Below are 25,035 nucleotides of genomic sequence, written 5' to 3' on the forward strand. Positions count from 1 at the left end.
CCTCGCCCCCGAGCGCGATCAAACGCCCGTGAGCGTTTTTCGGTGCTATGGCACCCAAAATCACTCACGGCGGGTGCCCCTCGCCTCGGAAAAATCACACCGCCAGGGGAAGCGCAGTGGGGTGGACCGGGGACGGGAGGCGGGAGTCGCCGGTGAGGTGGGCGTCGACTGCGTTGGCCACCGAGCGGCCCTCCGCGATCGCCCACACCACCAGGGACGCGCCGCGGTGCGCGTCGCCGCAGACGAACACGCCCGGGGCCGTGGTCTCCCAGTTCGAGCCGCAGCCGATGGTGCCGCGCTTGGTCAGCTCGATGCCCAGGCCGTCCAGCAGCCGCATGTGCTCGACGCCGTCGAAACCGATGGCCAGCAGCGCCAGATCGCAGGGCAGCTCCTGGACCTCGTCGGACATCGGCACGACCTGCCGGCGGCCCTCCGCGTCGCGCTGCACCTTCACCTCGCGCAGCCGCACAGCGCGCACGTTGCCTTCGTCGTCGCCGACGAACGATTCGATCGCCACCGCGAACCTCCGCTCCCCAGCCTCCTCGTGCGCCGGGTAGGTGCGCAGGATGTACGGCCAGGTCGGCCACGGCGACCGGTCGTCGTCGCGGGACGTCGGCGGCTGCGGGTAGTTGTCCAGCTGCGTCACCGAAAGCGCGCCCTGCCGGGTCGCGGTGCCGTAGCAGTCCGCGCCGGTGTCGCCGCCGCCGAGGATGATGACGTGCTTGCCCTGCGCCGAGATCGGCGTCGGACCGTCGCCCTCGCACTCCTTGTTCGCCGGCACCAGGTGCTCCATGGCCAGATGCACGCCCTTGAGGTCCCGCCCCGGGATCGTGGTGTCGTCGCGGCTACGCAGCGCGCCCACCGCCAGCACCACGGCGTCGTAACCGGCGCGCAGTTCCTCGACGGTCAGGTCAACGCCGACCTCGCAGCCGGTGATGAACCTGGTGCCCTCGGCGCGCATCTGCGCCAACCGCCGGTCCAGGACGGACTTCTCCATCTTGAACTCGGGGATGCCGTAGCGCAGCAGCCCGCCGATGCGGTCGTCGCGCTCGTACACGGTCACCTCGTGCCCGGCGCGGGTCAGCTGCTGAGCCGCGGCGAGCCCGCCCGGCCCGGAGCCGACCACGGCCACCCGCTTCCCGGTGTGCGCCTCCGTCACCTGCGCGGTGACGTACTCGTTCTTCCAGCTGACCTCGGCGATGGTCTCCTCGACCCGCTTGATGGCCACCGCGCCGCCGGCCTCCGGCGAGATCGCCAGCACGCAGCCGGCCTCGCACGGGGCGGGGCACAACTTGCCGGTGAACTCCGGGAAGTTGTTGGTGGCGTGCAGCCGCTCGCTGGCGTCCTGCCACTGGCCGCGGCGGACCATGTTGTTCCACTCCGGGATCAGATTGCCCAGCGGGCACCCGGCCGAACCGGAATGGCAGAACGGGATGCCGCAGTCCATGCACCGCGCGGCCTGAGTGGCGGTCTCCGCCTTGCGGCCCTCGGCGGACAGCGCGGCATAGACCTCGTGCCAGTCGCCCAGCCGCTCGTCGACGGGACGCTTGGGGGCGTCGGCCCGCGCGTGCTTCAGAAATCCCCTCGGGTCAGCCACGGGAAGCCTCCATGATCGCCTCGTCCACGTCCCGGCCTTCGATCTTGGCCATTCGCATGGCATCCAGGACTCGCTGGTAGTCGCGCGGCATCACCTTGGTGAACGCCGCAGAGCGCCGCGGCCAGTCGCCGAGCAGCGAGGCCGCCACCGCCGAACCCGTCAGGTCGCGGTGCTGCTGCACGACCTCGTGCAGCCACTTCAGTTCCTTGGCGCTGGGCCGCTGCAGGTCCACCATCGCGGTGTTCACCCGCACCGGGTCCAGGTCGAGCACGTAGGCGATGCCGCCGGACATCCCGGCGCCGACGTTGCGGCCGGTGCCGCCGAGCACCACCGCGCGACCACCGGTCATGTACTCGAAGGCGTGGTCACCGGCGCCCTCGGCGACCGCGAGCGCACCGGAGTTGCGCACGCAGAACCGCTCGCCGACCTTGCCGCGCAAGAAGATCTCGCCGCGGGTCGCGCCGTAGCCGATCACGTTGCCCGCGATCACCTGGTCCTCGGCGGCGAACGCCGAATCCGGGTGCGGGCGCACGACGATCCGCCCGCCGGAGAGGCCCTTGCCGACGTAGTCGTTGGCGTCGCCGACCATGTCCAGCGTGATGCCCGGCGGTAGGAACGCGCCCAGCGACTGCCCTGCCGAACCCTCCAGTTGCACGTGAATGGTGTCCGCCGGCAGGCCCTCGCCGCCGTAGCGGCGGCTGACCTCGGCGCCCAGCAGCGTGCCGACGGTGCGGTTGACGTTGCGCACCGGCAGCTCCAGCCGCACCGGGCGGGCGTCTTCCAGCGCCGCCTCGGCGAGCTGGATGAGCGTGCGGTCCAGCGCGTGGTCCAGGCCGTGGTCCTGCTCGCGGACCCGGCGCCGCACCGGCGAGTACGGGGTCTGCGGCTCGGTGAACACCGGGGTCAGGTCGAGGCCGCGCGCCTTCCAGTGCGCCATCGCCTCGTCCCTGCCCAGCGCCGAGACCTGGCCGATGGCCTCGTCCAGGGTGCGGAACCCGAGCTCCGCCAGGTACTCGCGGACCTCCTGGGCGATGAACTCGAAGAAATTCACCACGTGGTCGACCTGGCCGGTGTAGCGCTTGCGCAGCTCCGGGTTCTGGGTGGCGACCCCGACCGGGCAGGTGTCGAGGTGACACACGCGCATCATCACGCAGCCCTCGACCACCAGCGGCGCGGTGGCGAAGCCGTACTCCTCGGCGCCCAGCAGCGCGGCGACGACCACGTCGCGGCCGGTCTTGAAGCCGCCGTCGACCTGCACCGTGATCCGGTCGCGCAGGCCGTTGAGCAGCAGCGTCTGCTGCGTCTCGGCCAGGCCGACCTCCCATGGTGTGCCGGCGTGCTTCAGCGACGTCAGCGGCGCCGCACCGGTGCCGCCGTCGTGGCCGGAGATCAGCACCACGTCGGCGTGCGCTTTGGAGACCCCCGCGGCGACGGTGCCGACGCCGATCTCGGAGACCAGCTTGACGTGGACCCGGGCGTGCTCGTTGGCGTTCTTCAGATCGTGGATGAGCTGAGCCAGGTCCTCGATCGAGTAGATGTCGTGGTGCGGCGGCGGGGAGATCAGCCCCACACCCGGCGTGGAGTGCCGGGTCTTCGCGATCCACGGGTACACCTTGTGCGCGGGCAGCTGCCCGCCCTCGCCGGGCTTGGCACCCTGCGCCATCTTGATCTGGATGTCGGTGGCGTTGACCAGGTATTCGCTGGTCACGCCGAACCGGCCGCTGGCGACCTGCTTAACCGCCGAACGCCGCTGCGGGTCGTAGAGCCGGTCGACGTCCTCGCCGCCCTCACCGGAGTTGGACTTGCCGCCGATCCGGTTCATCGCGACGGCCAGCGTCTCGTGCGCCTCCGCGGAGATCGCGCCGTAGCTCATGGCGCCGGTGGAGAACCGCTTCATGATATCCGAGACCGGCTCGACCTCGTCGATGTCGATCGGTGCCCGGCCGCTGTCCAGCTTGAACAGCCCGCGCAGCGTGCCGCCCTCGGCCGCCAGCCGGTCGCACTCCGCCGTGTACTTGCGGAACACGTCGTACTTGCCGGTCTTGGTGGAGTGCTGCAGCAGGAACACCGTCTCCGGGGTGAACAGGTGCAGCTCGCCCTCACGCCGGTAGGCGTAGTCGCCACCGATCTCCAGCTTGCGGTGCACCCGCTCGGTCGGGTTGTCCGGGTGGGCCCGGCGGTGCCGCTGCGCGACCTCCTCGGCCAGCACGTCCAGTCCGACGCCGCCGAGCTTCGAGGTGGTGCCCTCGAAGTACTCGTCGACGATCTCGCCGGACAGGCCGACGGCCTCGAAGACCTGGGCGGCGGTGTAGGCGCCGACCGTGGAGATGCCCATCTTGGACATCACCTTCAGCACGCCCTTGACCAGTGCCTGCACATAGTTGCGGATCGCGACCTTCGCCCGCGTACCGGTGATCTGGCCGGTGGCGATCATGTCCTCGATGGTCTCGAACGCCAGGTACGGGTTGACCGCCGCGGCGCCGTAGCCGAGCAGCGTGGCGATGTGGTGCACCTCGCGGGCGTCACCGCTCTCCACCACCAGCGCGACCTGCAGCCGCTCCTTGGTGCGCACCAGGTGCTGGTGGACCGCCGAGACCAGCAGCAGCGACGGGATTGGCGCCATCTTGTGGTCGGAGTCGCGGTCGGAGAGCACGAGCACGCGCGCCCCGGCGGCGATCGCCTCGGACGCATCCTGGCGCACCCGCTCGATGGCCTCGGCCAGCGCCTCGCCGCCACCCTCCACCTCGTAGAGGCCGGACAGCACGGCGGAGGCGAAACCGGGCAGGTCGCCGTCGTCGTTGACGTGGATGAGCTTGGCCAGCTCGTCGTTGTCGATCACCGGGTTGGGCAGCACGATGTGCCGGCAGGACGCGGCCGACGGGGCCAGCAGGTTCTGCTCCGGGCCCATCACGCGGGCCACCGAGGTGACGATCTCCTCCCGGATCGCGTCCAGCGGCGGGTTCGTGACCTGCGCGAACTGCTGCACGAAGTAGTCGTAGAGCATCCGCGAGCGCTGCGACATCGGCGCCGTCGGCGTGTCCGAACCCATCGAGCCCAGCGGCTCGCCGCCGCCGGTGGCCATCGGCGCCAGCAGCAGGCTGAGCTCTTCCTCGGTGTAGCCGAAGGACAGCTGGCGGCGCACCACCGACTCGTGGGTGTGCACCACGTGCTCGCGGTCCGGCAGCTCGTCGAGGTTGAGCAGCCCGGAGTGCAGCCACTCGTCGTAGGCGTGCTCCCCGGCGAGACCGGCCTTGACCTCCTCGTCGTCGACGATGCGGCCCTGCGCGGTGTCGATCAGGAACATCCGGCCCGGCTGCAGGCGGCCCTTGGCCACCACCTCTTCGGGCTTGAGGCTGAGCACGCCGGTCTCGCTGGCCAGCACCACCCTGTCGTCGGCGGTCCGCCACCAGCGGGCCGGGCGCAGCCCGTTGCGGTCCAGCACCGCGCCGACCAGCGTGCCGTCGGTGAAAGTGACGCACGCCGGGCCGTCCCACGGCTCCATCAGGCTGGCGTGGAACTGGTAGAAGGCCTTGCGCTTGGGGTCCATCTCGGCGTGGTTCTCCCACGCCTCCGGCACCATCATCAGCACCGCGTGCGGCAGGCTGCGGCCGCCCAGGTGCAGCAACTCCAGCACCTCGTCGAAGGAGGCGGAGTCCGAGCCGTCGCCGGTGCAGATCGGGTACAGCCGGGAGAGGTCGCCAGCAATCACGTCGGAGGCAAGCAGCGCCTCGCGGGCCCGCATCCGGTTGCGGTTGCCGCGAATCGTGTTGATCTCGCCGTTGTGCGCGACGTAGCGGAACGGGTGCGCGAGCGGCCACGACGGGAAGGTATTCGTGGAGAACCGGCTGTGCACCAGCGCGATCGCGCTGACCAGCCGCTCGTCGGTGAGGTCCGGGAAGAAGGCGGGCACCTGCTCGGTGGTCAGCATGCCCTTGTAGACCAGGGTGCGGCTGGACAGCGACGGGAAGTAGAGCTCCAGCCCTTCCCGAGCGGCCTCCCGCTCGGCACGCTTGCGCAGGCAGAACGCCAGCCGATCAAGCTCGACGCCGGCCTCGTTGTGGTGCCCGGCGACCAGCAGGATCGCGAAGTGCGGCATGCACTTCACGGCGGTGGCTCCGACGCCGGCCCGCTCCGGGGTAACCGGCACGTCGCGCCAGCCCAGCACCCGCAGGTTCTCCTCGGCGGCGACCCGCGCCACCAGCTCCTCGGTCTGACGCCGCTGCTCGGCGTCCGTGGGCAGGAAAGCCATACCGGCCGCGTAGCGGTTCTGGCCGGCCTCGTCGGGCTCCGGCAGCTCGACACCAGACTCGGCGCGCAGCAGCTCGTCCGGCAGCTGCAGCAGGATGCCGGCGCCATCGCCGCTGGTCGGTTCGGCACCGGCAGCACCCCGGTGCTCCAGGTTCGCGAGCGCGGTCAGCGCGTCGGCGACGATGCCGTGGGAACGGCGGCCGCGGATGTCGGCGACCATGGCGACACCGCAGGAATCCTGTTCCGCTGTTGGGTCGTACAACCCCTGGGCTGCTGGGACGGCGGAGAAGACCACTGCACAGACCTCCCTCGTCATTTCTCGTGCTGGAAGCCCACGGTCAAACGTTGACCTGACGGTCAATCGCTGACCTGACTTCATGACTTCTGAGCACGGGACGACGCTGGCCCGCAGATTGGCTACCGGTGGCATGACAGGAGTTTTCGGGCTTTCTAAAGCCCGCTCGTGACCGGAGCGTTTAGAGAACTTTAACAGCCGCGATACTTGGAAGCAGCACTCTGGACGTGATGCTGACCATCTTGTAGTAACGCACCGGGTTGGGTTACCCACGCCTGCGGACGCGCGCCGCCGAACACAGTCCGCCGTCAAATTTAACCGCTGGGTCGCACCTGGGGTACCCCCCGTGCGGTAGGACACTCCCGCGCGGCGCGGACGGCCGATCTTCTCCTGATATCTTTCCAGCTCAGAGCGCCCGCGCTGCGGGTGCTCGCGGGACGCCAGCGCCAAGCGAAACCGGTGTGAACCCGGTGCTGTGCCGCAACTGCGATGGCCCGCCCCCGGGCGGGCACGAGCCAGGTCGCCTTGCGCGTGGCGTCGATGTCCGCCACCCCCGGTGCAGGGGTGCGGCGTCGGCTGCCCGGCCACGCCTGCCCAACCGCACCGGCCGAACGTAGGGAAGACATGACCGGGTTCCGCCGACTCGCCACCCTGCTGCTCGCGATGCTCGCCCTGCTCGCCGGGGTCACCGCGTGCGCCACCCGCCCCCGCTCCGATGCCCCCGCCCCGGCCGACGACCCGGCCGCTGCTTTCCCGGTTAAGGTCGAGCTGCCCGGCGCGCCGCCGGTGACGCTCCCGCAGCAGCCGAAGCGGATCATCTCGCTGTCCCCGACCGCCACCGAGACGCTGTACGCGATCGGCGCCGGCGACCAGGTCATCGCGGTGGACCAGTACTCGAACTTCCCGGCGCAGGCGCCGCGCACCGACCTCTCCGGCTTCACCGCGGACGCGGCCGCCGTCGGCGCGCACACCCCCGACCTGGTCATCGCCCCGGACAACGCCGCGAAGCTGGCGGAGGGGCTGAAGGTGGTCAACGTGCCGACGCTGCTCACCCCGTCGGCGGCGACGCTGGAGGACGCCTACCAGCAGATCGAGGTCCTCGGGCAGGCCACCGGGCACACCAAGCAGGCCGCGCAGCTGGTCGACCGGATGCGCTCGCAGATCGACGAGATCGTCCGCAACACTCCGCGCCCGCCGCAGCCGCTGAGCTACTTCCACGAGGTCAGCCCGGACTACTACACCGCGACCTCGCAGAGCTTCGTCGGCAGCGTCTACGGCCTTTTCGGGCTGCACAACATCGCCGACCCGGCCGGCGGCAAGTTCCCGCAGCTGTCCGAGGAGCACATAATGCAGGCCAACCCGAACCTGATCTTCGTCGCGGACACCAAGTGCTGCCAGGTCAACGCGGCGGCGGTGGCGGCCCGGCCGGGCTGGAACACCCTGGACGCGGTGCAGCACGGCCGCATCATCGGACTCGATGACGACATCGCCGGCCGCTGGGGCCCGCGGGTGGTCGACCTGGTACGCGCGATCGGCGGCGGCGTCGCCAAGGCGCAGCACGGGTGACCGAAGCGCTCAGCCCGGCCCGCGCGCCCCTGCGGCAGACCAAGCTGCGCCCGCGCCACCTGCTGGTCGCGTTGGTGGTGCTGCTGGCGAGCATCCTGCTGTCGGTGCTGCTCGGCGCCGCCGAACTCGGCTGGCAGCGGGTGCTCGGGGAGATCGTCGCGCAGCTGACCGGCGGCATGTCGCCGCTGTCCGAGCGGGAGGCGGCGATCCTCTGGCAGCTGCGGGTGCCCCGGGTGGTGCTCGGCGTGCTGGTCGGGGCCGCGCTGGCGGTGTCCGGGTCGGCCTTCCAGGGCGTGTTCCGCAACCCGCTGGCCGACCCGTACCTGCTGGGCGCCGCGTCCGGGGCCGGGTTGGGCGCCACCCTGGTGATCACCACCGCGCCGTCCGTCCCGGTGCAGCTCGCGGCGTTCGCCGGCGCGCTCGGCGGCGTTGGCCTGACCTGGCTGGTCGGCCGCTCCGCCGGCCGGGACACCGCGACGCTGGTGCTGGCCGGGGTCGCGGTCGGGGCGTTCCTCACCGCCGGGCAGACGTTCGTCCAGCAGCTGCGCGTGGAGACGCTGGAGCAGGTCTACATGTGGATCCTTGGGCGGCTGACCACCACCGGCTGGCGGGAAGTGCTGGTCGTGCTGCCCTACCTGGCGATCTCGGCGGTCGTGCTCTGCACCTGCGCGCGGCTGCTGGACCTGCTGGGCACCGGCGACGAGGAGGCGGCCGCGCTGGGCGTGCGCCCGGGCCGGGTGCGGCTGCTGGTGCTCACGGCCGCGTCGCTGGCCACCGCCGCGGCGGTGTCGGTGGCCGGGCTGATCGGGTTCGTCGGCCTCGTGGTGCCGCACCTGGTGCGGCTGGCGGTCGGCGGCAGCTTCCGGATCATCGTGCCGCTGTCGCTGCTGTTCGGCGGGGCGTTCCTGGTCGTCGCGGACATGCTCGCCCGGACCGTGCTGGCCCCGGCCGAGATCCCGATCGGCGTGATCACGGCGTTCACCGGCGCACCGTTCTTCGCGGTCCTGCTGCACCGTAGGCGCGCATGAGTAGCCCTGTGTCAACCCGAGTCCTTCTCAACCGCACCTCAGGGGAACGTGACGCAAACCAGCCACAAGAAACCGCGAAACGCGAGATTGAGCCGGACGTAACCACAACTGTGAAACGCGGAGAGGCGGAACTGGCATGAGCACCCTGGAGGTGCACGAGCTGTCGGCCGGATACCGCCGCAGCACGGTGCTTTCCGACGTTTCGACCACTGTGGACAATGGCGGCTGGCTGGGCATCATCGGGCCCAACGGGTCGGGCAAGTCGACGCTGCTGAAGGCCGTCGCGGGACTGGTGCGGCACCACGGCCGGGTGCTGGTCGACGGCCGCCCGCTGGCCTCGCTGCGCCGCCGCGAACGCGCCCAGTCGGTCGGCTACGCGCCGCAGATCCCCCAGCTGCCGATCGGCCTGACGGTCACCGACTACGTCCTGCTCGGCCGCACCCCGCACCTGGGCGTGCTGGGGCGGGAAGGGCCCGCGGACCTGGACGTGGCCGGTTCCCTGCTGGAGCGGCTGGACCTGACGCGACTCGCGGACCGAGCCCTGTCGACGCTGTCCGGCGGCGAACGCCAACGGGCCGTGCTGGCCCGAGCCCTCGCCCAACGGGCCGGCGTCCTGCTGCTCGACGAGCCGACCACGGGCCTGGACGTCGGACACGCCCAAGCCCTGCTCGACCTGGTCGACGAACTGCGCCGGGAGCTGGGCACGACGGTGGTCATGACGCTGCACGACCTGACCCTCGCGGCCCAGTACGCCGAGCGCCTGCTCCTCCTCGACGAGGGCCGCGTGGTGGCCGAGGGGACCCCGGCGGAGGTCCTGACCCCGACGGCCCTGGCGGAGCGCTACACGGCCCGGGTCGCGGTCCTGCACACCCCCGACGGTTCCCCGGTCATCGCCCCGATCCGCGCGTGACGGACTCCCGTCGCCACGCGGCCTCCCGATCGAGCAGCGGAAAGTAGCTCAAGATATCCAATGCGGCGTCGGCCTCCTCCTTCGATCCGACAGCCCCGGCTCCCAGATCTCCCAGATCTCCCAGATCGGAATCTGTGCCACTTCCGTAACCCGATGTGATCACGCCCGGATAATAGCATCGACACGATATCTCGCGCTCGCTATATTCGAGCCGTGCCCCAGGAAATCGGAGGTGGACAATGGATCATCGTGGTGTCGCCAGAAGTCGAACGCTGGTACTGCAGCTTGAAGAACCGAGAGCGTGCCGTGGCAGACCGAATGTTCAACCTGCTCGCGGAGTTCGGCCCTCTGCTGGGCATGCCGCACAGCAGGCATCTCGGTGGCGGATTGCGCGAACTGAGGTTCCATTGCCAAGGAGTCGACCGCCGGGTGACCTACTTCGTCGACCCCGACCATCTCGCAATCGTCTTGACGACGTTCCGGAAGCAGCGATCGAACGAACGACGCGAGGTCGCTCGCGCTCGAGTAGCTATGAGGCACAAGCGGAGGCCATAAGATGACCTGGAAGAAGCTCGATCAGATTCGCCGAGAGAATCCGGTTACCGACCAGCAGGAGTACGACGAGTCGTACGCGGAAGCCTCGCTGGCATTCGAGCTTGCGCGGCTGGTGTACGGGCTGCGCACGAACGCGGGGCTGACTCAGACCGAGCTCGCGAACCGGATGGGCACCACGCAGTCCTCGGTCGCGCGCTGGGAGAGCGGCGGCAGCCTGCCGACCATCGACCTGCTCGACCGACTCGGGCAGGCCGTCGGTGTCCGGCTGGAACTGGTGGCATCGCAGCACGACCCCACCGGTTCCAAGGATTCGCTGAGCGGCGCGGTCGCCTTCGGCGCCCGGTAGGCGCGTGCCGGGCGCGCCAAAGGTCAGTCCTTCGCGTCCTTGGCGCCGTCGGCGCTTTGCGCCTCCGCGCGCTCGCCCGCCGGGCCGTCGTCCTTGCCAGCCGGGCCGTCGTCCTTGCCGACCGGGCCGTCGTCCTTGCCCGTCGGGCTGTCGTCCTTGCCCGTCGGGCTGTCGTCCTCGCCGGCGTCGGTCGTCGCCTTCGGCTCCTCGGCGTCCGCCTGCTCCGGCGGCGCGGCGGTGTCGTCGTCGCCGGGCATCGGCTTGCCGCGCAACAGCTCGGGGTCCTCGCGCTTGCCCCGCACCAGCACCAGGTACAGGACCGCGAGGACGAAGACGATTAGGGAGGTGAAGACGTTGATTCGGATGCCGAGGATGTGCGTGGCGTCGTCGGTGCGCATCATCTCGATCCACAGCCTGCCCGCCGTGTAGCCCGCGACGTAGAGCGCGAACACCCGGCCGTGACCCATCCGGAACTTGCGGTCCGCCCAGATGACCAGGAGGAAGACACCGAGATTCCACAGCAGCTCGTACAGGAACGTCGGGTGCACGACCGTAATCGGCGTGCTGTCAATCGCCACACCTGTGATGGGGTCCGCGAGCCCGGTCGCCGGGTCGATGCGCCGGTAGATCTCCAGGCCCCAGGGCAGGTCCGTCGGCGCGCCGTAGAGCTCCTGGTTGAACCAGTTGCCGAGGCGGCCGATCGCCTGCGCCAGGATGATGCCGGGCGCGACGGCGTCGGCGAACGCGGACAGCGGCACGCCCCGGCGGCGGCAGCCGATCCAGGCGCCGACCGCGCCGAGCGCCACCGCGCCCCAGATGCCCAGGCCGCCTTCCCACACCTTGAGGGCGTCCAGCGGGTTGCGGTCCGGCCCGAAGTACTTGTACCAGTCGGTCGCGACGTGGTAGAGCCGACCGCCGACCAGCCCGAACGGCACCGCGAACACCGCGATGTCGATGACCGTGCCCTCGCGTCCGCCGCGCGCCACCCAGCGGCGGCTGCCGATCCATACAGCCGCGATGATGCCAGCGATGATGCACAGCGCGTAGGCGCGCAGCGGGATCGGGCCGATGAACCAAACCCCCTGCGGCGGGCTGGGGATGTTGGCCAGGAACGGACTCGCCAAGGCTGCAACCGGGGCACTCACGCCGCTAACCGTATCGGTCGCTCGACGAAAGTTGAGCACCACCCGGTCTCGACGAGGTGAACAGGCCGTTCGCTTCAGGAAGTCAGCGCGACCGGACGCCGCGGGCGAGCTCCGCCGCGAGCTCGCGGACGCCCGCCGGGCCGTCCTGCTCGGCGCGGGTGACGAAGGCGGAGCCGACGATGACGCCGTCGGCGAAGCCCGCCACCTCGGCCGCCTGCTCGCCGGAGCGCACCCCGAGCCCGACGCCGATCGGCAGGTCGGTGTGCGCGCGGGTGCGCTGCACCAGTCCGGCCGCGGCCGCGCCGACGCTCTCGCGCGCGCCCGTCACGCCCATGACGGACGTGGCGTAGACGAAGCCGCTGGTGGCCTTGGCGGTCAGCGCCAGCCGCTCCTCCGTCGACGACGGGGCGACCAGGAAGATCCGGTCCAGGCCGTGCGCGTCGGTCGCGGCGATCCAGTCCTCGCCCTCGTCCGGGATCAGGTCCGGCGTGATCACGCCGAGCCCGCCGGCCGCCTTGAGGTCGCGGGCGAACGCGTCCGGGCCGTAGTGGTGCACCGGGTTCCAGTAGGTCATCACCACGGCGTGGCCACCGGCGTCGGCGATCGAGGACACCACGTCGAAGACGTCCCGCAGCCGGAAGCCGGCGCGCAGCGCCTTGTCGCTGGCGGCCTGGATGGTGGGTCCGTCCATCACCGGGTCGGAGAACGGGATGCCGACCTCGACGATGTCGCAACCGGTCGAGCCGTCGGTGCCGGTCAGCATCGCCGAGAACAGTTCCTTGGACTCCTCGACGGTCGGGAACCCGGCCGGCAGGTAGCCGATGAGGGCCGCCCGCTGCTCTTCCCGGCAGGCCTGGAAAACCTCGCGCAGGTTCACCGCGACTCCTCCTTGCTCTCGTCGACGAGCCCGAAGTACTTCGCCGCGGTGTCCATGTCCTTGTCGCCTCGACCGGAGAGGTTGACCAGAATGATCGCGTCCGGGCCGAGCTCCTGGCCGAGCTTGATCGCGCCGGCCAGCGCGTGCGCCGACTCGATGGCCGGGATGATGCCCTCGGTGCGCGACAGCAGCCGGAACGCCTGCATGGCCTCGTCGTCGGTGATCGAGCGGTACTCGGCGCGCCCGATGTCCTTCAGGTAGGAGTGCTCGGGCCCCACGCCCGGGTAGTCCAGTCCGGCGGAGATCGAGTAGGCCTCGATGACCTGGCCGTCGTCGTCCTGCAGCAGGTACGAGCGGGCCCCGTGCAGCGTGCCGGGGGTGCCCTCGCAGAGGGTGGCGCCGTGCTCCCCGGAGGAGATGCCGTGCCCGCCGGGTTCGAAGCCGACCAGCCGCACGCCCGGGTCGTCGATGAATCCGTGGAAGATGCCGATGGCGTTGGAGCCGCCGCCGACGCAGGCCGCGACCACGTCGGGCAGCCGACCGGTCAGTTCGAGCACCTGCCGGCGGGCCTCGTCGCCGATGACCTTGTGGAAGTTGCGCACCATCATCGGGAACGGGTGCGAACCGGCGGCGGTGCCCAGCAGGTAGTGGGTGTGGCCGACGTTGGTGACCCAGTCGCGCAGCGCCTCGTTGATGGCGTCCTTGAGGGTCGCCGAGCCGCTGTTGACCGGGATGACCTCGGCGCCCAGCAGCCGCATCCGGGCGACGTTGAGGGCCTGCCGCTCGGTATCCACCTTGCCCATGTAGATGACGCATTCGAGGTCGAGCAGCGCGCAGGCCGTCGCGGTGGCGACGCCGTGCTGCCCGGCGCCGGTCTCGGCGATGACCCGGCGCTTGCCCATCCGCTTGACCAGCAGCGCCTGCCCCAGCACGTTGTTGATCTTGTGCGAGCCGGTGTGGTTGAGGTCCTCGCGCTTGAGCAGGATGCGCGCGCCGCCGGCGTGCTGGGCGAAGCGCTTCGCCTCGGTCAGCAGCGACGGCCGCCCGGCGTAGTTGCGCAGCAGGTCGTCGAGTTCGGCGAGGTACTGCGGGTCGCCCTGCGCCTTGGCGTACTCGGCGGCGAGCTCGTCCTGGGCGGCGATCAGCGCCTCGGGCATGAACCGGCCGCCGTAGACACCGAAGTGCCCGCGCTCGTCCGGGTCGTGCCCCTCCGGCACGGGCTTGCCCGGGCGGTGTGCGCGCGCGGTCTCTGCGCCTACGGTCATTGCCTTACCTCCTGTGCCTCGCCGACCCCTGAACCCGTGGAACCGGTCCGACTACCGGCTCGGCCGCGGGCACGCGGGGTGCGACCCGGCGGTCACCAGCTGGGTGACTGCCGTCTTGGGATTGTCGCTGGTCACCAGGCCCTCACCGACCAGCACCGCGTCCGCACCGGACCCTGCGTAGGCCATCAGGTCGCTCGGCCCGCGGACCCCCGATTCGGCGATCTTGAGGATCTCCTGCGGCAGTCCCGGAGCGATCCGGCCGAACACGTCGCGGTCGACTTCGAGCGTATGCAGATTGCGCGCGTTGATGCCAATTACTTTCGCGCCGGCCACCAGCGCGCGGTCGGCTTCCTCGGCGGTGTGCACCTCGACGAGCGCGGTCATGCCCAGGGACTCGACCCGGTCCAGCAGCGCTTCGAGCGCGTTCTGCTCCAGGGCCGCCACGATGAGCAGCACCATGTCCGCGCCGTGCGCCCGGGCCTCGTGCACCTGGTACGGGCTGACGATGAAGTCCTTGCGCAGCAGGGGCGTGTTGACCCTGGCGCGGACCGCGTCGAAGTCGGCCAGCGAGCCGCCGAAGCGGCGCCGCTCGGTGAGCACGCTGATCACGCGCGCACCGGCGGCGGCGTAGTCGGCGGCAAGTTCGGCCGGCTCGCCGATCTCGGCCAGCTCGCCCTTGGACGGGCTGCGCCGCTTCACCTCCGCGATGACGCCCACGCCCGGCGCCCGCAGCGCGGCGAGCACGTCGTGCGGCGGCGCCGCGGCAGCTGACAACTGCTTGATCTCGTCGAAGGAGATCGCGGATTCGCGAACTGCAAGATCTTCGCGAACACCTTCGATGATGGATTCCAGAACGGTCACGCGAACACCTCGCCGGCCGTGCCCCGCACACTCGCCTTCACGTCGGTCCGCAAGCAACTGGATGCGCAGATGAACTCATTGCGCTCGATCACGACACTCCCCTTCCCGCCGTGCCGTCGCATGGCCGATGCTAAACCTCACCGGCCACGGGTCCCACCAAGGGGGTGGCCCAACGTCCCTGCACAACAAGGACCTTCGGCCCTGGCGGCGTTGTCGGGCACCCGTTCGGAACCGTCCCGAACTGGCTTTTCCACCCTTCGGTTAATTTGAAATACTTTCAACGATCCTGTTCATCAGTTGGATCGCGCCCGGCGTCCAAGTCGTTCCACATCTGGCGCTCCGGATCGTGGGATCTTTGCTTCGCGGCACCCGGGGCCGAATACTTCGCACCCATCGCAGGCATTCTGCCCGCGCGGAACGCCACCAGCAGCCCGGCGACGAACAGCAGCAGCGCGCCCGCGGCCATCAGCAGCGGCCCGTACGGCTGGCTGGGCAGCTCACCGATCGGCGTGCTGCCCGGCGGCACGTCAGCGGGCTTCCCGGTCGCAAACCAGCCGGAGGTGTAGAGCTGGACCGCCCGCCAGGCCAGCAGGCCGCCCGCGACCGCGATGAGGACACCCACCACGCGCCGGAACAACCCGCCGGTCGCCAGCACCGCCGCGACGGCGGCGAGTGCCGCGAGCGCCATCGGCACCAGCTCCGGGCGCAGGTCCTCGCCGGTGAACCCGCCCGTGACCTCGGTACCGAACGGCGTGCGGTAGCGCTGACCGGCCCAGGTGAGCGCGCTGGCGCCCCACAGCAAGCCGGCTGCGACCAGCGCCAGCAGCACCACCGACCACAGCAGGCCCTTCGACCGCGCGGGCCGCGCAGTCGTCTCAGATCCCGGCTCTGTGGTCAACCCGCTCCCCCGTCGCCTGATCGCCGGCCGGCCGCGACAGCGTCTCCGCCGTCGCCACCGCGTTGAGCACCGCGCGCGCCTTGTTCAGGCACTCCTGGTCCTCGGCCACCGGGTCGGAGTCGGCCACGATGCCGCCGCCGGCCTGCACGTACGCGGTGCCGTCGCGCACCAGCGCGGTGCGGATCGCGATCGCGGTGTCGGCGTCGCCGGCGAAGTCCAGGTAGCCCACGACGCCGCCGTACTGGGCGCGCCGGGTCGGCTCCAGCTCCTCGATCAGCTCCATCGCGCGCGGCTTCGGCGCGCCGGAGAGCGTGCCCGCCGGGAAGCACGCGGCGATCGCGTCGAACGCCGTCTGCCCTTCGGCGAGCTGCCCGGTCACGGTGGACACGATGTGCATGACGTGGCTATAGCGCTCGATGCGGAAGAAGTCGACGACGTGCACCGAACCCGGCTTGCAGACCCGGCCCAGGTCGTTGCGGCCGAGGTCGACGAGCATCAGGTGCTCGGCGCGCTCCTTGTCGTCGTTGAGGAGCTCCTTCTCCAGCGCCGCGTCCTCGTCCTCGTCGGCGCCCCGCCAGCGGGTCCCGGCGATCGGGTGCGTGGTCGCCTGCCCGTCGCGCACCGTGACCAGCGATTCGGGGCTGGAGCCGACGATGTCGAACGGCGTGCCGCCGTCCGGTGCCTCCAGCCGCAGCAGGTACATGTACGGGCTGGGGTTCGTCGTGCGCAGGACCCGGTAGATGTCGAGGGCGTCCGCGCTGGTCGTCATCTCGAACCGCTGCGAGACCACGACCTGGAACGCCTCGCCGTCCCGGATCGCCTCCTTGGCCTTCTCCACCGCCGCGTAGTGCTCGTCGGGCTGGCGCCGCCGGACGAACTGCGGGCTCGGCCGGGAGAACGAGGCGATCGTGGGCGCGGCCGACGTGCACAGGCGCTCGGTCATCTCGTCCAGCCGGCGCACCGCGTCGTCGTAGGCCGCGTCCACCCGCTCCGGGCTGTCGTCCCAGTTCACCGCGTTGGCGATGAGCGTGATGCTGCCCTCGTGGTGGTCCAGCGCGGCGAGGTCGGTGGCCAGCAGCATCACCATCTCGGGGATCTGCAGGTCGTCCTCGGTCAGGTTCGGCAGCCGCTCCAGCCGGCGGACCGCGTCGTAGCCGAGATAGCCGACCATGCCGCCGGTCAGCGGCGGCAGCCCGGGCAGCGGATCGGTGTGCAGCAGCCGGACCGTCTCGCGCAGCGCCTGCAGCGGGTCGCCGCTGTCTGGCAGCCCCACCGGCGGCTTGCCCGTCCAGTGTGCTTGGCCGTCGCGGACGGTCAGCGCGGCCGCGCAGTGCGCACCCACGAAGGACCATCGCGACCAGGAGCGACCGTTCTCGGCGGACTCGAAGAGGAACGTTCCGGGGCGGTCCCCGGCGAGCTTGCGGTACACCCCGAGCGGGGTCTCGTCGTCCGCGAGCAACCGCCGCACCACCGGGATCACCCGGCGGCCCGCCGCCAGGGCGCGGAACTCCTCGCGTCCAGGGCTGATAGTGCCGATTTCACCGTCGCCGACCATGTCGTCATTGTGCCGCCCACCCGTTCCGGTCCGCGCGGGACCTCCACACCGCTTTGCCCCCGGGCCGCGGCGGCGGCCAGGATGGGCGGGTGAGCAGTGGAATCGACCAGAGCGGAACCGAGCCGAAGCGCCGCGGGCGGCGGCGCAGCGGAACCGACACCAGGGCTGCGCTGCTCGCGGCGGCGCGCGAGGTGTTCACCGAGCAGGGCTACGACTCGGCGACGGTGCGCGCCATCGCGGGCCGGGCCGGGGTCGATCCGGCGATGGTCAACCACTGGTTCGGCGGCAAGGAGGGGCTGTTCACCGCGGCGGTGCAGATCCCGGTCAACCCGGCCGAGGTGGTGCCGGAGTTGCTGGCGGGCGATCGGGAGCAGCTGGCCGAGCGGTTGCTGCGGCGGTTCCTGACCGTGTGGGACAACGCGGAGGGCGGCCAGTTCGCGGCCCTAATCCGCAGCATCGCGGCCAACGAGAACGCGGTGGCGATGCTCCGGGAGTTCATCCAGAACGTGATGTTCAACCGGCTGATCAAGGTGCTGGGCGTGGACCAGCCGGAGCTGCGCACGGCGCTGTGCGGGTCGCAGATCGTCGGGCTGGGAATGGCCCGCTACGTCGTCCACCTGGAGCCGCTGGCCTCGGCCGACCACGACACCGTCGTGTCAGCGATCGGCCCCAACCTTCAGCGCTACCTCACCGGCGACATCTCCGGCCGGTGACCATCAGCCTTCCGCTTCGAGCAGCACGTCCGCGTCGAAGCAGGTGTGGTCGCCGGTGTGGCAGGCCGCGCCTTCCTGGTCGACGACCAGCAGGATCGTGTCGCCGTCGCAGTCCAGGCGGACCTCGTGCACGTACTGGGTGTGGCCGGACGTCTCGCCCTTGATCCAGTACTGCCGGCGGCTGCGGGAGTAGTAGGTGCCGCGGCGGGTGGCGAGGGTGCGGTGCAGCGCCTCGTCGTCCATCCACGCCATCATCAGCACCTCGCCGGTGCCGCGCTGCTGCGCGACCGCCGCGACGAGCCCGTCCGGGTTGCGCTTGAGCCGGGCCGCGATCGCCGGGTCCAGACCGCTCATCGAACCGTGATCCCTTCCGCCCGCATGGCGTCCTTGACCTCGCCGATCCGCAGCTGTCCGAAGTGGAACACGCTGGCGGCCAGCACCGCGTCGGCCCCGGCGCGCACCGCGGGGGCGAAGTGCTCGACGGCGCCGGCCCCGCCGCTGGCGATCAGTGGCACGTCGACGACCGCGCGCACCGCGCGGATCATCTCCAGGTCGAAACCGGCCTTGGTGCCGTCGGCGTCCATCGAGTTCAGCAGGATCTCGCCGACGCCGAGCCGCTGGCCCTTCGCGGCCCACTCCACGGCGCAGATCCCGGTGCCGCGCCGACCGCCGTGCGTGGTGACCTCGTAGCCGGACGGCGTCGGCTGGCCGCCTTCGGGCACGCGCCGCGCGTCGACGGACAGCACGATGCACTGGGCGCCGTAGCGCTGCGAGGCCTCGCTGAGCAGCTCGGGCCGGGCGATCGCCGCCGTGTTCAGGCTGACCTTGTCCGCCCCGGCGCGCAGCAGCCGGTCGATGTCGTCGGTGCTGCGCACGCCGCCGCCGACGGTCAGCGGGATGAACACCTGCTCGGCGGTGCGGCGGACCACGTCGAAGGTGGTCTCCCGGTCCGCCGAGGACGCCGTGACGTCGAGGAAGGTGAGCTCGTCGGCGCCCTCCGCGTCGTAGGCGCGGGCGAGCTCCACCGGGTCGCCGGCGTCCCTGAGGTTGGTGAAGTTGACGCCTTTGACGACCCGCCCCTGATCGACGTCCAGGCAGGGGATCACACGCACCGCAACGGCCATGTCTCCAGGGTAGAGACTCGGCCGTGCGGTGCGGTGGACGGGGCGCTCAGCGCACGGCGGCGAGGGCCTCTTCGAGCGTGAAGTTCCGGGCGTAGAGCGCCTTTCCGACGATCGAGCCCTCCAGGCCGACCGGCGCGAGCTTCGACAGCTCCACCAGGTCGTCCACACTGGACACACCGCCGGAGGCGATCACCGGAGCTTCGGTGCGGGCGCAGACCTCGCGCAACAGCGCGATGTTCGGACCCTGCAGCGTGCCGTCCTTGCTGACGTCGGTGACCACGTAGCGGCGGCAGCCGGCGGCGTCCAGCCGGGCCAGCACCTCCCACAGGTCGCCGCCGTCCTTGGTCCAGCCGCGCGCGGCCAGCCGGTGGCCCTGCTCGGTGATCCGCACGTCCAGCCCGACCGCGACCCGCTCGCCGTACTCGGCGACCACCCGGTCCGCCCACTGTGGGTTCTCCAGCGCGGCGGTGCCGAGGTTGACCCGCGCGCAGCCGGTGGCCAGCGCGGCCTCCAGCGAGGCGTCGTTGCGGATGCCACCGGAGAGCTCCACCTGCACGTCGAGCTTGCCGGTCACCTCGGCCAGCAGCGCCCGGTTCGAGCCCCGGCCGAACGCGGCGTCCAGGTCGACCAGATGGATCCACTCCGCCCCCGCGCGCTGCCAGGCCAGCGCGGCCTCCAGCGGGTCTCCGTAGGAGGTCTCGGTACCGGCGGCACCCTGCACGAGGCGCACTGCCTGACCGTCGGCGACGTCAACAGCGGGAAGTAGCGTGAAAGTCACGCCCCAACCCTACGACGCCGCACCTGCCCTGCTCAGCGGCGGGTGCGGTCGCCTCGGGCCACGGCGACGACGGGCACCGCAAGCACGATCAGCACCAGCAGCAGCACCGCCCACAGCGGCACCCCGGCCTGCAGCAGGTAGGGCGCGCCGAGCCCCGCGGTCATACCCAACGCCAGGACCAGGGCGATAAGCCGGACCGCCCGCGGCCCCAGTAGGCCGTGCCGCCGCGTCACAGGCTGTCCAGCCAGTTCCGCAGCAGCCGCGCGCCCGCCTCCCCGGACTTCTCCGGGTGGAACTGGGTCGCCGCCAGCGGCCCGTTCTCCACTGCGGCGACGAACGGTTCGCCGTGCTCGGCCCAGGTCACCAGCGGCGGCGCGATCGCGTCCGACGGCGGCAGCTGCCACTCGCGGACGCCGAAGGAGTGCACGAAGTAGAACCGGGTGCCCGGCTCGATCCCGGCGAACAGGGTGCTGCCCGCCGGCGCTTGCACCTCGTTCCAGCCCATGTGCGGCAGGATGTCGGCCTGCAGCCGCTCGACGGTGCCCGGCCACTGGCCGCAGCCGTTGGCCTGCATGCCGTGCTCGACGCCCTCGTCGAAGAGCACCTGCATGCCGACGCAGATCCCCAGGACGGGGCGGTCGCCGGCCAGCCGGTGGTCGATGATCTTGTCGCCGCCGACGTGGAGCAGGCCCTCCATGCACGCGGCGAACGCCCCGACACCGGGAACGACCAGCCCGTCGGCCTCCATCGCGGCACGATGGTCGGCGGTCACCTCGACGTCGGCCCCGACGCGCTGGAGGGCGCGTTCGGCGGAGCGGAGGTTGCCTGATCCGTAGTCCAAGATGACGACTCGTGCCACGGCCCCAGGCTACCGGGATGGCGCATCAGGCCACGTCTCGGGCGGCGCAGGTCACCTCGCCGCAGCGTCCAGGAAGTCCCGCACCGCCGCGCCGATGCCGGTCGGGCCCAGGCCGTGCGCGGCTTCGTGCTCGTCGGGGGTGCCGTAGGCCCGCAGTTCCACCTCGCGGCGGACGCCCAGCGCCAGCACCCGGTGCGGCGTGTCGGTGAGCGCGTCGTTGACCGCGTGCGTCGACGTGCCACGCAGGTAGGGCTCCACCAGCACCACGTCGGCGGTCGCCGACTGCACCGCTTCGCGTAGCCCGGCGGCGTCGAACGGCCGGATGGTGGCGGTGTAGAGCACGGTCATGTCGAGCGTCGCGGTCGCGGCCAGGACCGGGTCGAGCATCGGGCCGACGGCGAGCACCACGCCCCGGTTGCCGCGCCGGATAGTGCGCCAGCCCGGCCCGGTCACCAGCGGCTCGGCGTTGACCCGCTCGGAAAGCCGCAGGTAGACGAGATCGTCCCCGGGCAGCGCGGACCGCAGCAGCGCTTCGGCCTCGGCCGGGTGGCCGGGAATGTGCACGGTCCAGCCGGGCAGCGTGTCGATCAGCGCGACGTCGCCCGGCGCCAGGTGGGTGCGCCCCGAGGACGGGTAGTCGTAGGAGGCTCCGGTGCTGACCACGAGCGCGCCGACGCCCTGGTGGTTGAGGTCCAGTTTGAGCTGCTCGAAGGGCCGCTCGACGAGGAACGGGGTGATCGTGTGCACCACCGGCCGCAGCCCGGTCAGCGCCAGCCCGCCGGCCACGCTCACCAGCGCCTGTTCCCGGATGCCGACGTTGAGCACCCGCCCGGGATGGCGGGCGGCGGCGTCGACGAACCGGTCGGCGGAGATCTCGGCGAGCACGAGGGCCACCCGGGGATCGGTGTCGAGCGCTTCGGTGACGGTGTCGACGAAGGTTTCCCGCATCGTCGACCTGGTCGTTCCCGCGGCCAGTGCGGTCATGACAGCTCCTCGGTCTCGACCTCGGCGACCACCGCGAGCGGGCGGTCCGGGTGGGTGTCGGTCAGTGCCTGGTGCAATGCCGCGTGGTCACGTCCGTCGACGGTGTGCGCGGCCCAGCCCTCGCGGGCGAACCGGTCGGCGAGGCGGGAGTCGAACTCGCCGAAGTGGGACAGTTCCGCCGGGTCCAGGAAGCCCTTGGCGGCCAGCACGGAGTAGAACGCCATCGGGCCGTGGCCCTTGGAGAGCAGGAAGCGATCGCGGTCGGGATCGTCGAGGCGCCGCGGGTCGACCGACAGGACCTGGTCGTAGAGCACCCACAGCACGTCGAGCGTGGAAGTGGCGGCGAAGGAGTGCTTCTCGTCGCCCGTCATTTCGCTCATCAGGGGCCGGAGATCGGGGTAGCCGAACCCGGCCGGCGGTGCGGTGATCGTCATGCCGACCAGCATGGAACTTCGAGCGCGCTGAAAGTCAAGGCCGCAGAAGGGAAAATATCTGCACCATGCTCTAAGTTTCGGCTAACCTGGCGGACGTGTCCAAGCTACCGAAACTGCTGACCATCGGAGAGGTCGCACACCGCAGCGGGATCGCCCAGACCGCGCTGCGCTTCTACGAGCAGCGCGGCCTGATCGCCACCACCCGGACCTCCGGGAACCAGCGCCGTTACGACCGCTCGGTGCTGCGCCGGCTGGCGTTCATCCGCTCCGCGCAACGGGTCGGCCTGAGCCTTGAGCAGATTTCCGAGGCGCTCGCGACGCTGCCCGAGGACCACGCTCCGACCAAGGCGGACTGGGCGCGGCTGTCCCGCCGCTGGCGGGACGAGCTGGACGCCCGGATCGACGGCCTGCAACGGCTTCGCGACCGCCTGACCGGCTGCATCGGCTGCGGCTGCCTCTCGCTGCGCACCTGCGCCCTGCACAATGCCGACGACAAGCTGGCGGAATTCGGCCCTGGAGCACCCCTCCTCCGCCCCACAGCCGACCGCCGCTGACCGTCCGCGCGCCACGGGTTCCCGCAATTTCAATGGAAATCGAAGGTCCAATTTCCATTGAAATTGCGGTATCGGGAAAGGGCTTCCGGTCAGGCTTCGCCGATCCAGCGGTAGGCCATCTCGGGGCGGCCGACCGCGCCGTAGAGCGGGCGGCGCTCGGCCATGCCCTTGTTGATCAGGTATTCCAGGTACCGGCGGGCCGTCACCCGCGACACCCCGATGGCTTCGCCGACCGCCCCCGCCGGAGCTCCCTCGGGGTTTGCGCGCAGCGCCGAGACGACCGCCGCGAGCGTCTCCTCGCCCATGCCCTTCGGCAACGCCGCTCGGTCGACGCCGCGCAGCGCAGAGAACGCCCGGTCGATCTCGGCCTGGCTGCTGACCTCCCGATCGTGGCCCAGGCTGGCCCGGAAACGCGCGTAGTGCTCCAGCTTCTCCCGCATCGCCGCGAACGTGAACGGCTTGAGGAGGTACTGCACCACGCCGCTGGAGACCGCGGCCCGGACCACCTTGAGGTCGCGGGCCGAGGTCACCGCGATCACGTCGGCGTTGCTGCCCGCGGTGCGCAGCGCCCGCGCGACCTGCAGCCCGTCCATGTCGGGCAGCCGCAGGTCGAGCAGCACCAGGTCGACCGAGGTGCGTTCGACGAACCGCAGGGCTTCCTGGCCGGTGCGGACCCGGCCGGCCACCGCGAAGCCGGCAACCCGGTTGACATAGGTCTCGTGCGCCTCACCCACCAGCGGGTCGTCTTCGACGACGAGGACCGAGATCACCGAGCCACGTCCGATCCCCGGCACCCCGAACGGCCGGGCAACAGCACGGTGAACACCGCGCCGCCCTCGTTGTGCACGTCGATGCTGCCGCGGTGGCGGCGCACGCTCTGCCCGACCAGCGCGAGCCCGAGCCCGCGGCCGTCATCCTTCGTCGACCAACCGCGCTGGAAGACCCGCTGCGCGCTCCCCGGATCGACCCCCGGCCCGTTGTCGGCGACCTGGATCAGCACACCGTCCTCAGTGGACCGGAGGGTCACCTCCACTCGCGGGCGCGCGCTTTCCATCGTCGCCTCGACGGCGTTGTCGATCAGGTTCCCGAGGATGGTCACCAGGTCCCGGGAGTCGATGTGCCCCACGTCGACGTCGTCGATCTCGGTGTCGGCGCTCAGCACGACCTCCACGCCGCGCTCCCCTGCCTCGGCGCTCTTGCCCAGCAGCACCGCGGCGAGCACCGACTCGCCGACCGCCCCGACCACCCGATCGGTCAGCTGCTGGGCGAGCCGCAGCTCGGCGGTGGCGAACGCGACGGCTTCCTCGGCGCGGCCCAGCTCGATCAGCGACACCACGGTGTGCAGCCGGTTCGCCGACTCGTGGGCCTGGGAGCGCAGCGACTCGGCGAACCCGCGCATCGAGTCCAGCTCGCCGCTCAACGCCTGCAGTTCGGTGTGGTCGCGCAGCGTGACCACGGTGCCCAGGTCGCGCTCGCCGCTGCGGATCTGCGAGACGTTGACCAGCAGCACGCGGTCGTCGGTCAGGTGGACCTCGTCGCGCACCGCCCGCCCCGTCGCGAGAGTCTCCACAAGGGACTGCGGGAGGCCGAGCTCGGACACGTGCTTGCCTTCGGTTTCGACGGGATCCAGCGAGAGCAACACAGCGGCACCATCGTTGCACAAGGTGATCTGCCCGGACGGCGCCACCAGCAGCAATCCCTCGCGCACCGCGTGCAGGATCGCGTCGTGGTACTCGTACATGCGGCTGAGCTCGGCGGGCCGCAGCCCGTGGGTGTGGCGCCGGATCCGGGCGCTGACCAGGTACGTCAGCAGCCCGCCGACCAGCAGCGCCCCCACCGCGACCACGACCAGCACGGTCACCTGCTCGCGCAGCTCGGCGCTGAGCATCTGCACCGTGATGCCGTCCGACACCAGTCCCACCAGCCGGTGCGCGTCGTCGTAGACCGGCACCACCGCGCGCACCGACGGGCCGAGCGTGCCGGTGTAGGTCTCGGTGAACACCTGTCCGGCCACGGCCTGCTCGATGTGCCCGATGAACGGCTGCCCGATGCGCGTCGGGTCCGGGTGCGTGTAGCGGATGCCGGCCGGGGACATGATCGTGATGAAATCGACGCCTGTCTCGGCCCGGACGCGTTCGGCCAGCGGCTGCAGCGTGGCCGTCGGGTCCGGCGCGGTCAGCCCGTCGCGCACCGCGGGCTGCGCGGCCAAGACGCGGGCCACCGTGACGACCTTGTCCGTGGCCTTCTCCTCGTTGCGCTGCCCCGCGTCGTACCAGGCCAGCAGGGCTCCGGTGAGCACCACGACGGCCACGACGACCACCTGGAGCACGAACAGCTGGCGGGCCAGGCTCCAGCGTGGCCGGACGCGGCCGAACCAGTTCCGGTCATCGGCGGAAGGCATGACAAATCCGTGTCGGATAGGTGAACACAATGAACAGAAGCG

24 protein-coding genes are annotated in these 25,035 nt (G+C 71.0%); 7 read left to right on the top strand and 17 right to left on the bottom strand.

Translation table 11 applies throughout. The features are described 5' to 3' along the window. Positions 1-94: 94 nt before the first annotated feature. Both ACRXBZ_RS10640 and gltB read right to left on the bottom strand, forming a co-directional pair. Positions 95-1,597 carry a glutamate synthase subunit beta gene (locus ACRXBZ_RS10640; RefSeq protein ID WP_433878970.1) on the bottom strand — a complete coding sequence of 501 codons (1,503 nt, stop codon included), beginning with the start codon at positions 1,595-1,597 and terminating at the stop codon, positions 95-97. Further along, a complete protein-coding gene (gene gltB / locus ACRXBZ_RS10645; RefSeq protein ID WP_433878971.1) occupies positions 1,590-6,140 on the bottom strand; it encodes a glutamate synthase large subunit in 4,551 nt (1,516 codons plus the stop codon). The genes ACRXBZ_RS10640 and gltB overlap by 8 nt, the downstream gene beginning before the upstream one ends. Positions 6,141-6,680: 540 nt before the next feature. On the opposite strand from gltB, the gene ACRXBZ_RS10650 reads away from it, so the two are divergent. The 5 genes from ACRXBZ_RS10650 to ACRXBZ_RS10670 all read left to right on the top strand — a co-directional run bounded on the left by ACRXBZ_RS10650 (position 6,681) and on the right by ACRXBZ_RS10670 (position 10,545). Next, complete coding sequence (locus ACRXBZ_RS10650) at positions 6,681-7,706, top strand: ABC transporter substrate-binding protein (RefSeq protein ID WP_433878972.1); 1,026 nt, start codon at positions 6,681-6,683, stop codon at positions 7,704-7,706. Then, entirely contained in the window at positions 7,703-8,734 is a 1,032-nt protein-coding gene (locus ACRXBZ_RS10655; protein ID WP_433878973.1) for a FecCD family ABC transporter permease, read from the top strand. The genes ACRXBZ_RS10650 and ACRXBZ_RS10655 overlap by 4 nt, the downstream gene beginning before the upstream one ends. 136 nt (positions 8,735-8,870) lie before the next feature. Beyond that, positions 8,871-9,644 carry an ABC transporter ATP-binding protein gene (locus tag ACRXBZ_RS10660; protein ID WP_433878974.1) on the top strand — a complete coding sequence of 258 codons (774 nt, stop codon included), beginning with the start codon at positions 8,871-8,873 and terminating at the stop codon, positions 9,642-9,644. 252 nt (positions 9,645-9,896) lie between these two features. Further along, on the top strand, positions 9,897-10,199 hold the full coding sequence (locus ACRXBZ_RS10665; RefSeq protein ID WP_433878975.1) for a type II toxin-antitoxin system RelE/ParE family toxin: 303 nt from the start codon (positions 9,897-9,899) through the stop codon (positions 10,197-10,199). A gap of 1 nt (position 10,200) precedes the next feature. Next, positions 10,201-10,545, top strand: coding sequence for a helix-turn-helix domain-containing protein (locus ACRXBZ_RS10670; RefSeq protein WP_433878976.1), 345 nt, complete (start codon positions 10,201-10,203; stop codon positions 10,543-10,545). A 23-nt stretch (positions 10,546-10,568) separates the two neighbouring features. Here the strand turns inward: ACRXBZ_RS10670 and lgt are convergent, their stop codons facing one another. The 6 genes from lgt to ACRXBZ_RS10700 form a co-directional block, all read right to left on the bottom strand. Continuing rightward, on the bottom strand, positions 10,569-11,690 hold the full coding sequence (lgt, locus tag ACRXBZ_RS10675) for a prolipoprotein diacylglyceryl transferase (protein ID WP_433878977.1): 1,122 nt from the start codon (positions 11,688-11,690) through the stop codon (positions 10,569-10,571). Positions 11,691-11,772: 82 nt separating this feature from the next. After that, a complete protein-coding gene (gene trpA / locus ACRXBZ_RS10680) occupies positions 11,773-12,567 on the bottom strand; it encodes a tryptophan synthase subunit alpha (RefSeq protein ID WP_433878978.1) in 795 nt (264 codons plus the stop codon). After that, positions 12,564-13,832, bottom strand: coding sequence for a tryptophan synthase subunit beta (gene trpB, locus ACRXBZ_RS10685; protein ID WP_433878979.1), 1,269 nt, complete (start codon positions 13,830-13,832; stop codon positions 12,564-12,566). Before trpB ends, trpA begins: the two co-directional genes overlap by 4 nt. 51 nt (positions 13,833-13,883) lie before the next feature. Beyond that, the gene (gene trpC, locus ACRXBZ_RS10690; protein ID WP_433878980.1) at positions 13,884-14,693 is read right to left on the bottom strand and encodes an indole-3-glycerol phosphate synthase TrpC; all 810 of its coding nucleotides are present in this window, start codon (positions 14,691-14,693) and stop codon (positions 13,884-13,886) included. Between the two features lie 277 nt (positions 14,694-14,970). Continuing rightward, positions 14,971-15,591, bottom strand: coding sequence for a Trp biosynthesis-associated membrane protein (locus ACRXBZ_RS10695; protein ID WP_168584752.1), 621 nt, complete (start codon positions 15,589-15,591; stop codon positions 14,971-14,973). Next, entirely contained in the window at positions 15,569-17,146 is a 1,578-nt protein-coding gene (locus ACRXBZ_RS10700; protein WP_433878981.1) for an anthranilate synthase component I, read from the bottom strand. The genes ACRXBZ_RS10695 and ACRXBZ_RS10700 overlap by 23 nt, the downstream gene beginning before the upstream one ends. Positions 17,147-17,235: 89 nt before the next feature. Here ACRXBZ_RS10700 and ACRXBZ_RS10705 point away from each other — a divergent pair, with 89 nt between their 5' ends. Further along, positions 17,236-17,859, top strand: a complete 624-nt coding sequence (locus tag ACRXBZ_RS10705) for a TetR/AcrR family transcriptional regulator (RefSeq protein ID WP_433878982.1) — start codon at positions 17,236-17,238, stop codon at positions 17,857-17,859. Positions 17,860-17,862: 3 nt separating this feature from the next. Here ACRXBZ_RS10705 and hisI read toward each other — a convergent pair whose 3' ends face one another. Genes hisI through ACRXBZ_RS10740 form a run of 7 tightly spaced genes read right to left on the bottom strand, consistent with a single transcriptional unit; the run spans position 17,863 to position 22,038 of the window. Continuing rightward, complete coding sequence (gene hisI / locus ACRXBZ_RS10710) at positions 17,863-18,213, bottom strand: phosphoribosyl-AMP cyclohydrolase (protein ID WP_168584755.1); 351 nt, start codon at positions 18,211-18,213, stop codon at positions 17,863-17,865. Next, a complete protein-coding gene (gene hisF / locus ACRXBZ_RS10715; RefSeq protein WP_168584756.1) occupies positions 18,210-18,983 on the bottom strand; it encodes an imidazole glycerol phosphate synthase subunit HisF in 774 nt (257 codons plus the stop codon). The genes hisI and hisF overlap by 4 nt, the downstream gene beginning before the upstream one ends. A gap of 46 nt (positions 18,984-19,029) precedes the next feature. Then, complete coding sequence (gene priA / locus ACRXBZ_RS10720) at positions 19,030-19,761, bottom strand: bifunctional 1-(5-phosphoribosyl)-5-((5-phosphoribosylamino)methylideneamino)imidazole-4-carboxamide isomerase/phosphoribosylanthranilate isomerase PriA (protein WP_168584757.1); 732 nt, start codon at positions 19,759-19,761, stop codon at positions 19,030-19,032. Between the two features lie 32 nt (positions 19,762-19,793). After that, on the bottom strand, positions 19,794-19,994 hold the full coding sequence (locus ACRXBZ_RS10725; RefSeq protein ID WP_433878983.1) for a hypothetical protein: 201 nt from the start codon (positions 19,992-19,994) through the stop codon (positions 19,794-19,796). Further along, the gene (gene hisH / locus ACRXBZ_RS10730) at positions 19,991-20,620 is read right to left on the bottom strand and encodes an imidazole glycerol phosphate synthase subunit HisH (RefSeq protein WP_168589784.1); all 630 of its coding nucleotides are present in this window, start codon (positions 20,618-20,620) and stop codon (positions 19,991-19,993) included. The genes ACRXBZ_RS10725 and hisH overlap by 4 nt, the downstream gene beginning before the upstream one ends. A 51-nt stretch (positions 20,621-20,671) precedes the next feature. Beyond that, complete coding sequence (locus tag ACRXBZ_RS10735; RefSeq protein ID WP_433878984.1) at positions 20,672-21,604, bottom strand: transketolase family protein; 933 nt, start codon at positions 21,602-21,604, stop codon at positions 20,672-20,674. After that, positions 21,601-22,038, bottom strand: coding sequence for a thiamine pyrophosphate-binding protein (locus tag ACRXBZ_RS10740; protein WP_433878985.1), 438 nt, complete (start codon positions 22,036-22,038; stop codon positions 21,601-21,603). The genes ACRXBZ_RS10735 and ACRXBZ_RS10740 overlap by 4 nt, the downstream gene beginning before the upstream one ends. A gap of 95 nt (positions 22,039-22,133) precedes the next feature. Between ACRXBZ_RS10740 and soxR the strand changes: the two genes are divergently transcribed. Next, positions 22,134-22,592: a redox-sensitive transcriptional activator SoxR gene (gene soxR / locus ACRXBZ_RS10745; RefSeq protein ID WP_168584758.1), complete on the top strand. Its 459-nt coding sequence runs from the start codon at positions 22,134-22,136 to the stop codon at positions 22,590-22,592. A gap of 89 nt (positions 22,593-22,681) precedes the next feature. Here soxR and ACRXBZ_RS10750 read toward each other — a convergent pair whose 3' ends face one another. Further along, a complete protein-coding gene (locus tag ACRXBZ_RS10750) occupies positions 22,682-23,362 on the bottom strand; it encodes a response regulator (RefSeq protein WP_433878986.1) in 681 nt (226 codons plus the stop codon). Next, entirely contained in the window at positions 23,359-24,993 is a 1,635-nt protein-coding gene (locus tag ACRXBZ_RS10755) for a sensor histidine kinase (RefSeq protein WP_433878987.1), read from the bottom strand. Before ACRXBZ_RS10755 ends, ACRXBZ_RS10750 begins: the two co-directional genes overlap by 4 nt. Between the last annotated feature and the right edge of the window lie 42 nt (positions 24,994-25,035).

The sequence above is a fragment of the Saccharopolyspora hattusasensis genome, assembly GCF_050972075.1.
Lineage (GTDB): Bacteria > Actinomycetota > Actinomycetes > Mycobacteriales > Pseudonocardiaceae > Saccharopolyspora > Saccharopolyspora hattusasensis.

What these genes read in the sequence shown, in the direction of transcription:
- trpB (WP_433878979.1), bottom strand. Translation starts at nt 13,832, where the DNA reads ATGACCGTAGGCGCAGAGACCGCGCGCGCACACCGCCCGGGCAAGCCC.
- ACRXBZ_RS10650 (WP_433878972.1), top strand. Translation starts at nt 6,681, where the DNA reads ATGTCCGCCACCCCCGGTGCAGGGGTGCGGCGTCGGCTGCCCGGCCAC.
- ACRXBZ_RS10700 (WP_433878981.1), bottom strand. Translation starts at nt 17,146, where the DNA reads ATGGTCGGCGACGGTGAAATCGGCACTATCAGCCCTGGACGCGAGGAG.
- ACRXBZ_RS10670 (WP_433878976.1), top strand. Translation starts at nt 10,201, where the DNA reads ATGACCTGGAAGAAGCTCGATCAGATTCGCCGAGAGAATCCGGTTACC.
- ACRXBZ_RS10660 (WP_433878974.1), top strand. Translation starts at nt 8,871, where the DNA reads ATGAGCACCCTGGAGGTGCACGAGCTGTCGGCCGGATACCGCCGCAGC.
- ACRXBZ_RS10755 (WP_433878987.1), bottom strand. Translation starts at nt 24,993, where the DNA reads ATGCCTTCCGCCGATGACCGGAACTGGTTCGGCCGCGTCCGGCCACGC.
- ACRXBZ_RS10740 (WP_433878985.1), bottom strand. Translation starts at nt 22,038, where the DNA reads ATGACGATCACCGCACCGCCGGCCGGGTTCGGCTACCCCGATCTCCGG.
- hisI (WP_168584755.1), bottom strand. Translation starts at nt 18,213, where the DNA reads ATGAGCGGTCTGGACCCGGCGATCGCGGCCCGGCTCAAGCGCAACCCG.
- hisF (WP_168584756.1), bottom strand. Translation starts at nt 18,983, where the DNA reads ATGGCCGTTGCGGTGCGTGTGATCCCCTGCCTGGACGTCGATCAGGGG.
- ACRXBZ_RS10735 (WP_433878984.1), bottom strand. Translation starts at nt 21,604, where the DNA reads ATGACCGCACTGGCCGCGGGAACGACCAGGTCGACGATGCGGGAAACC.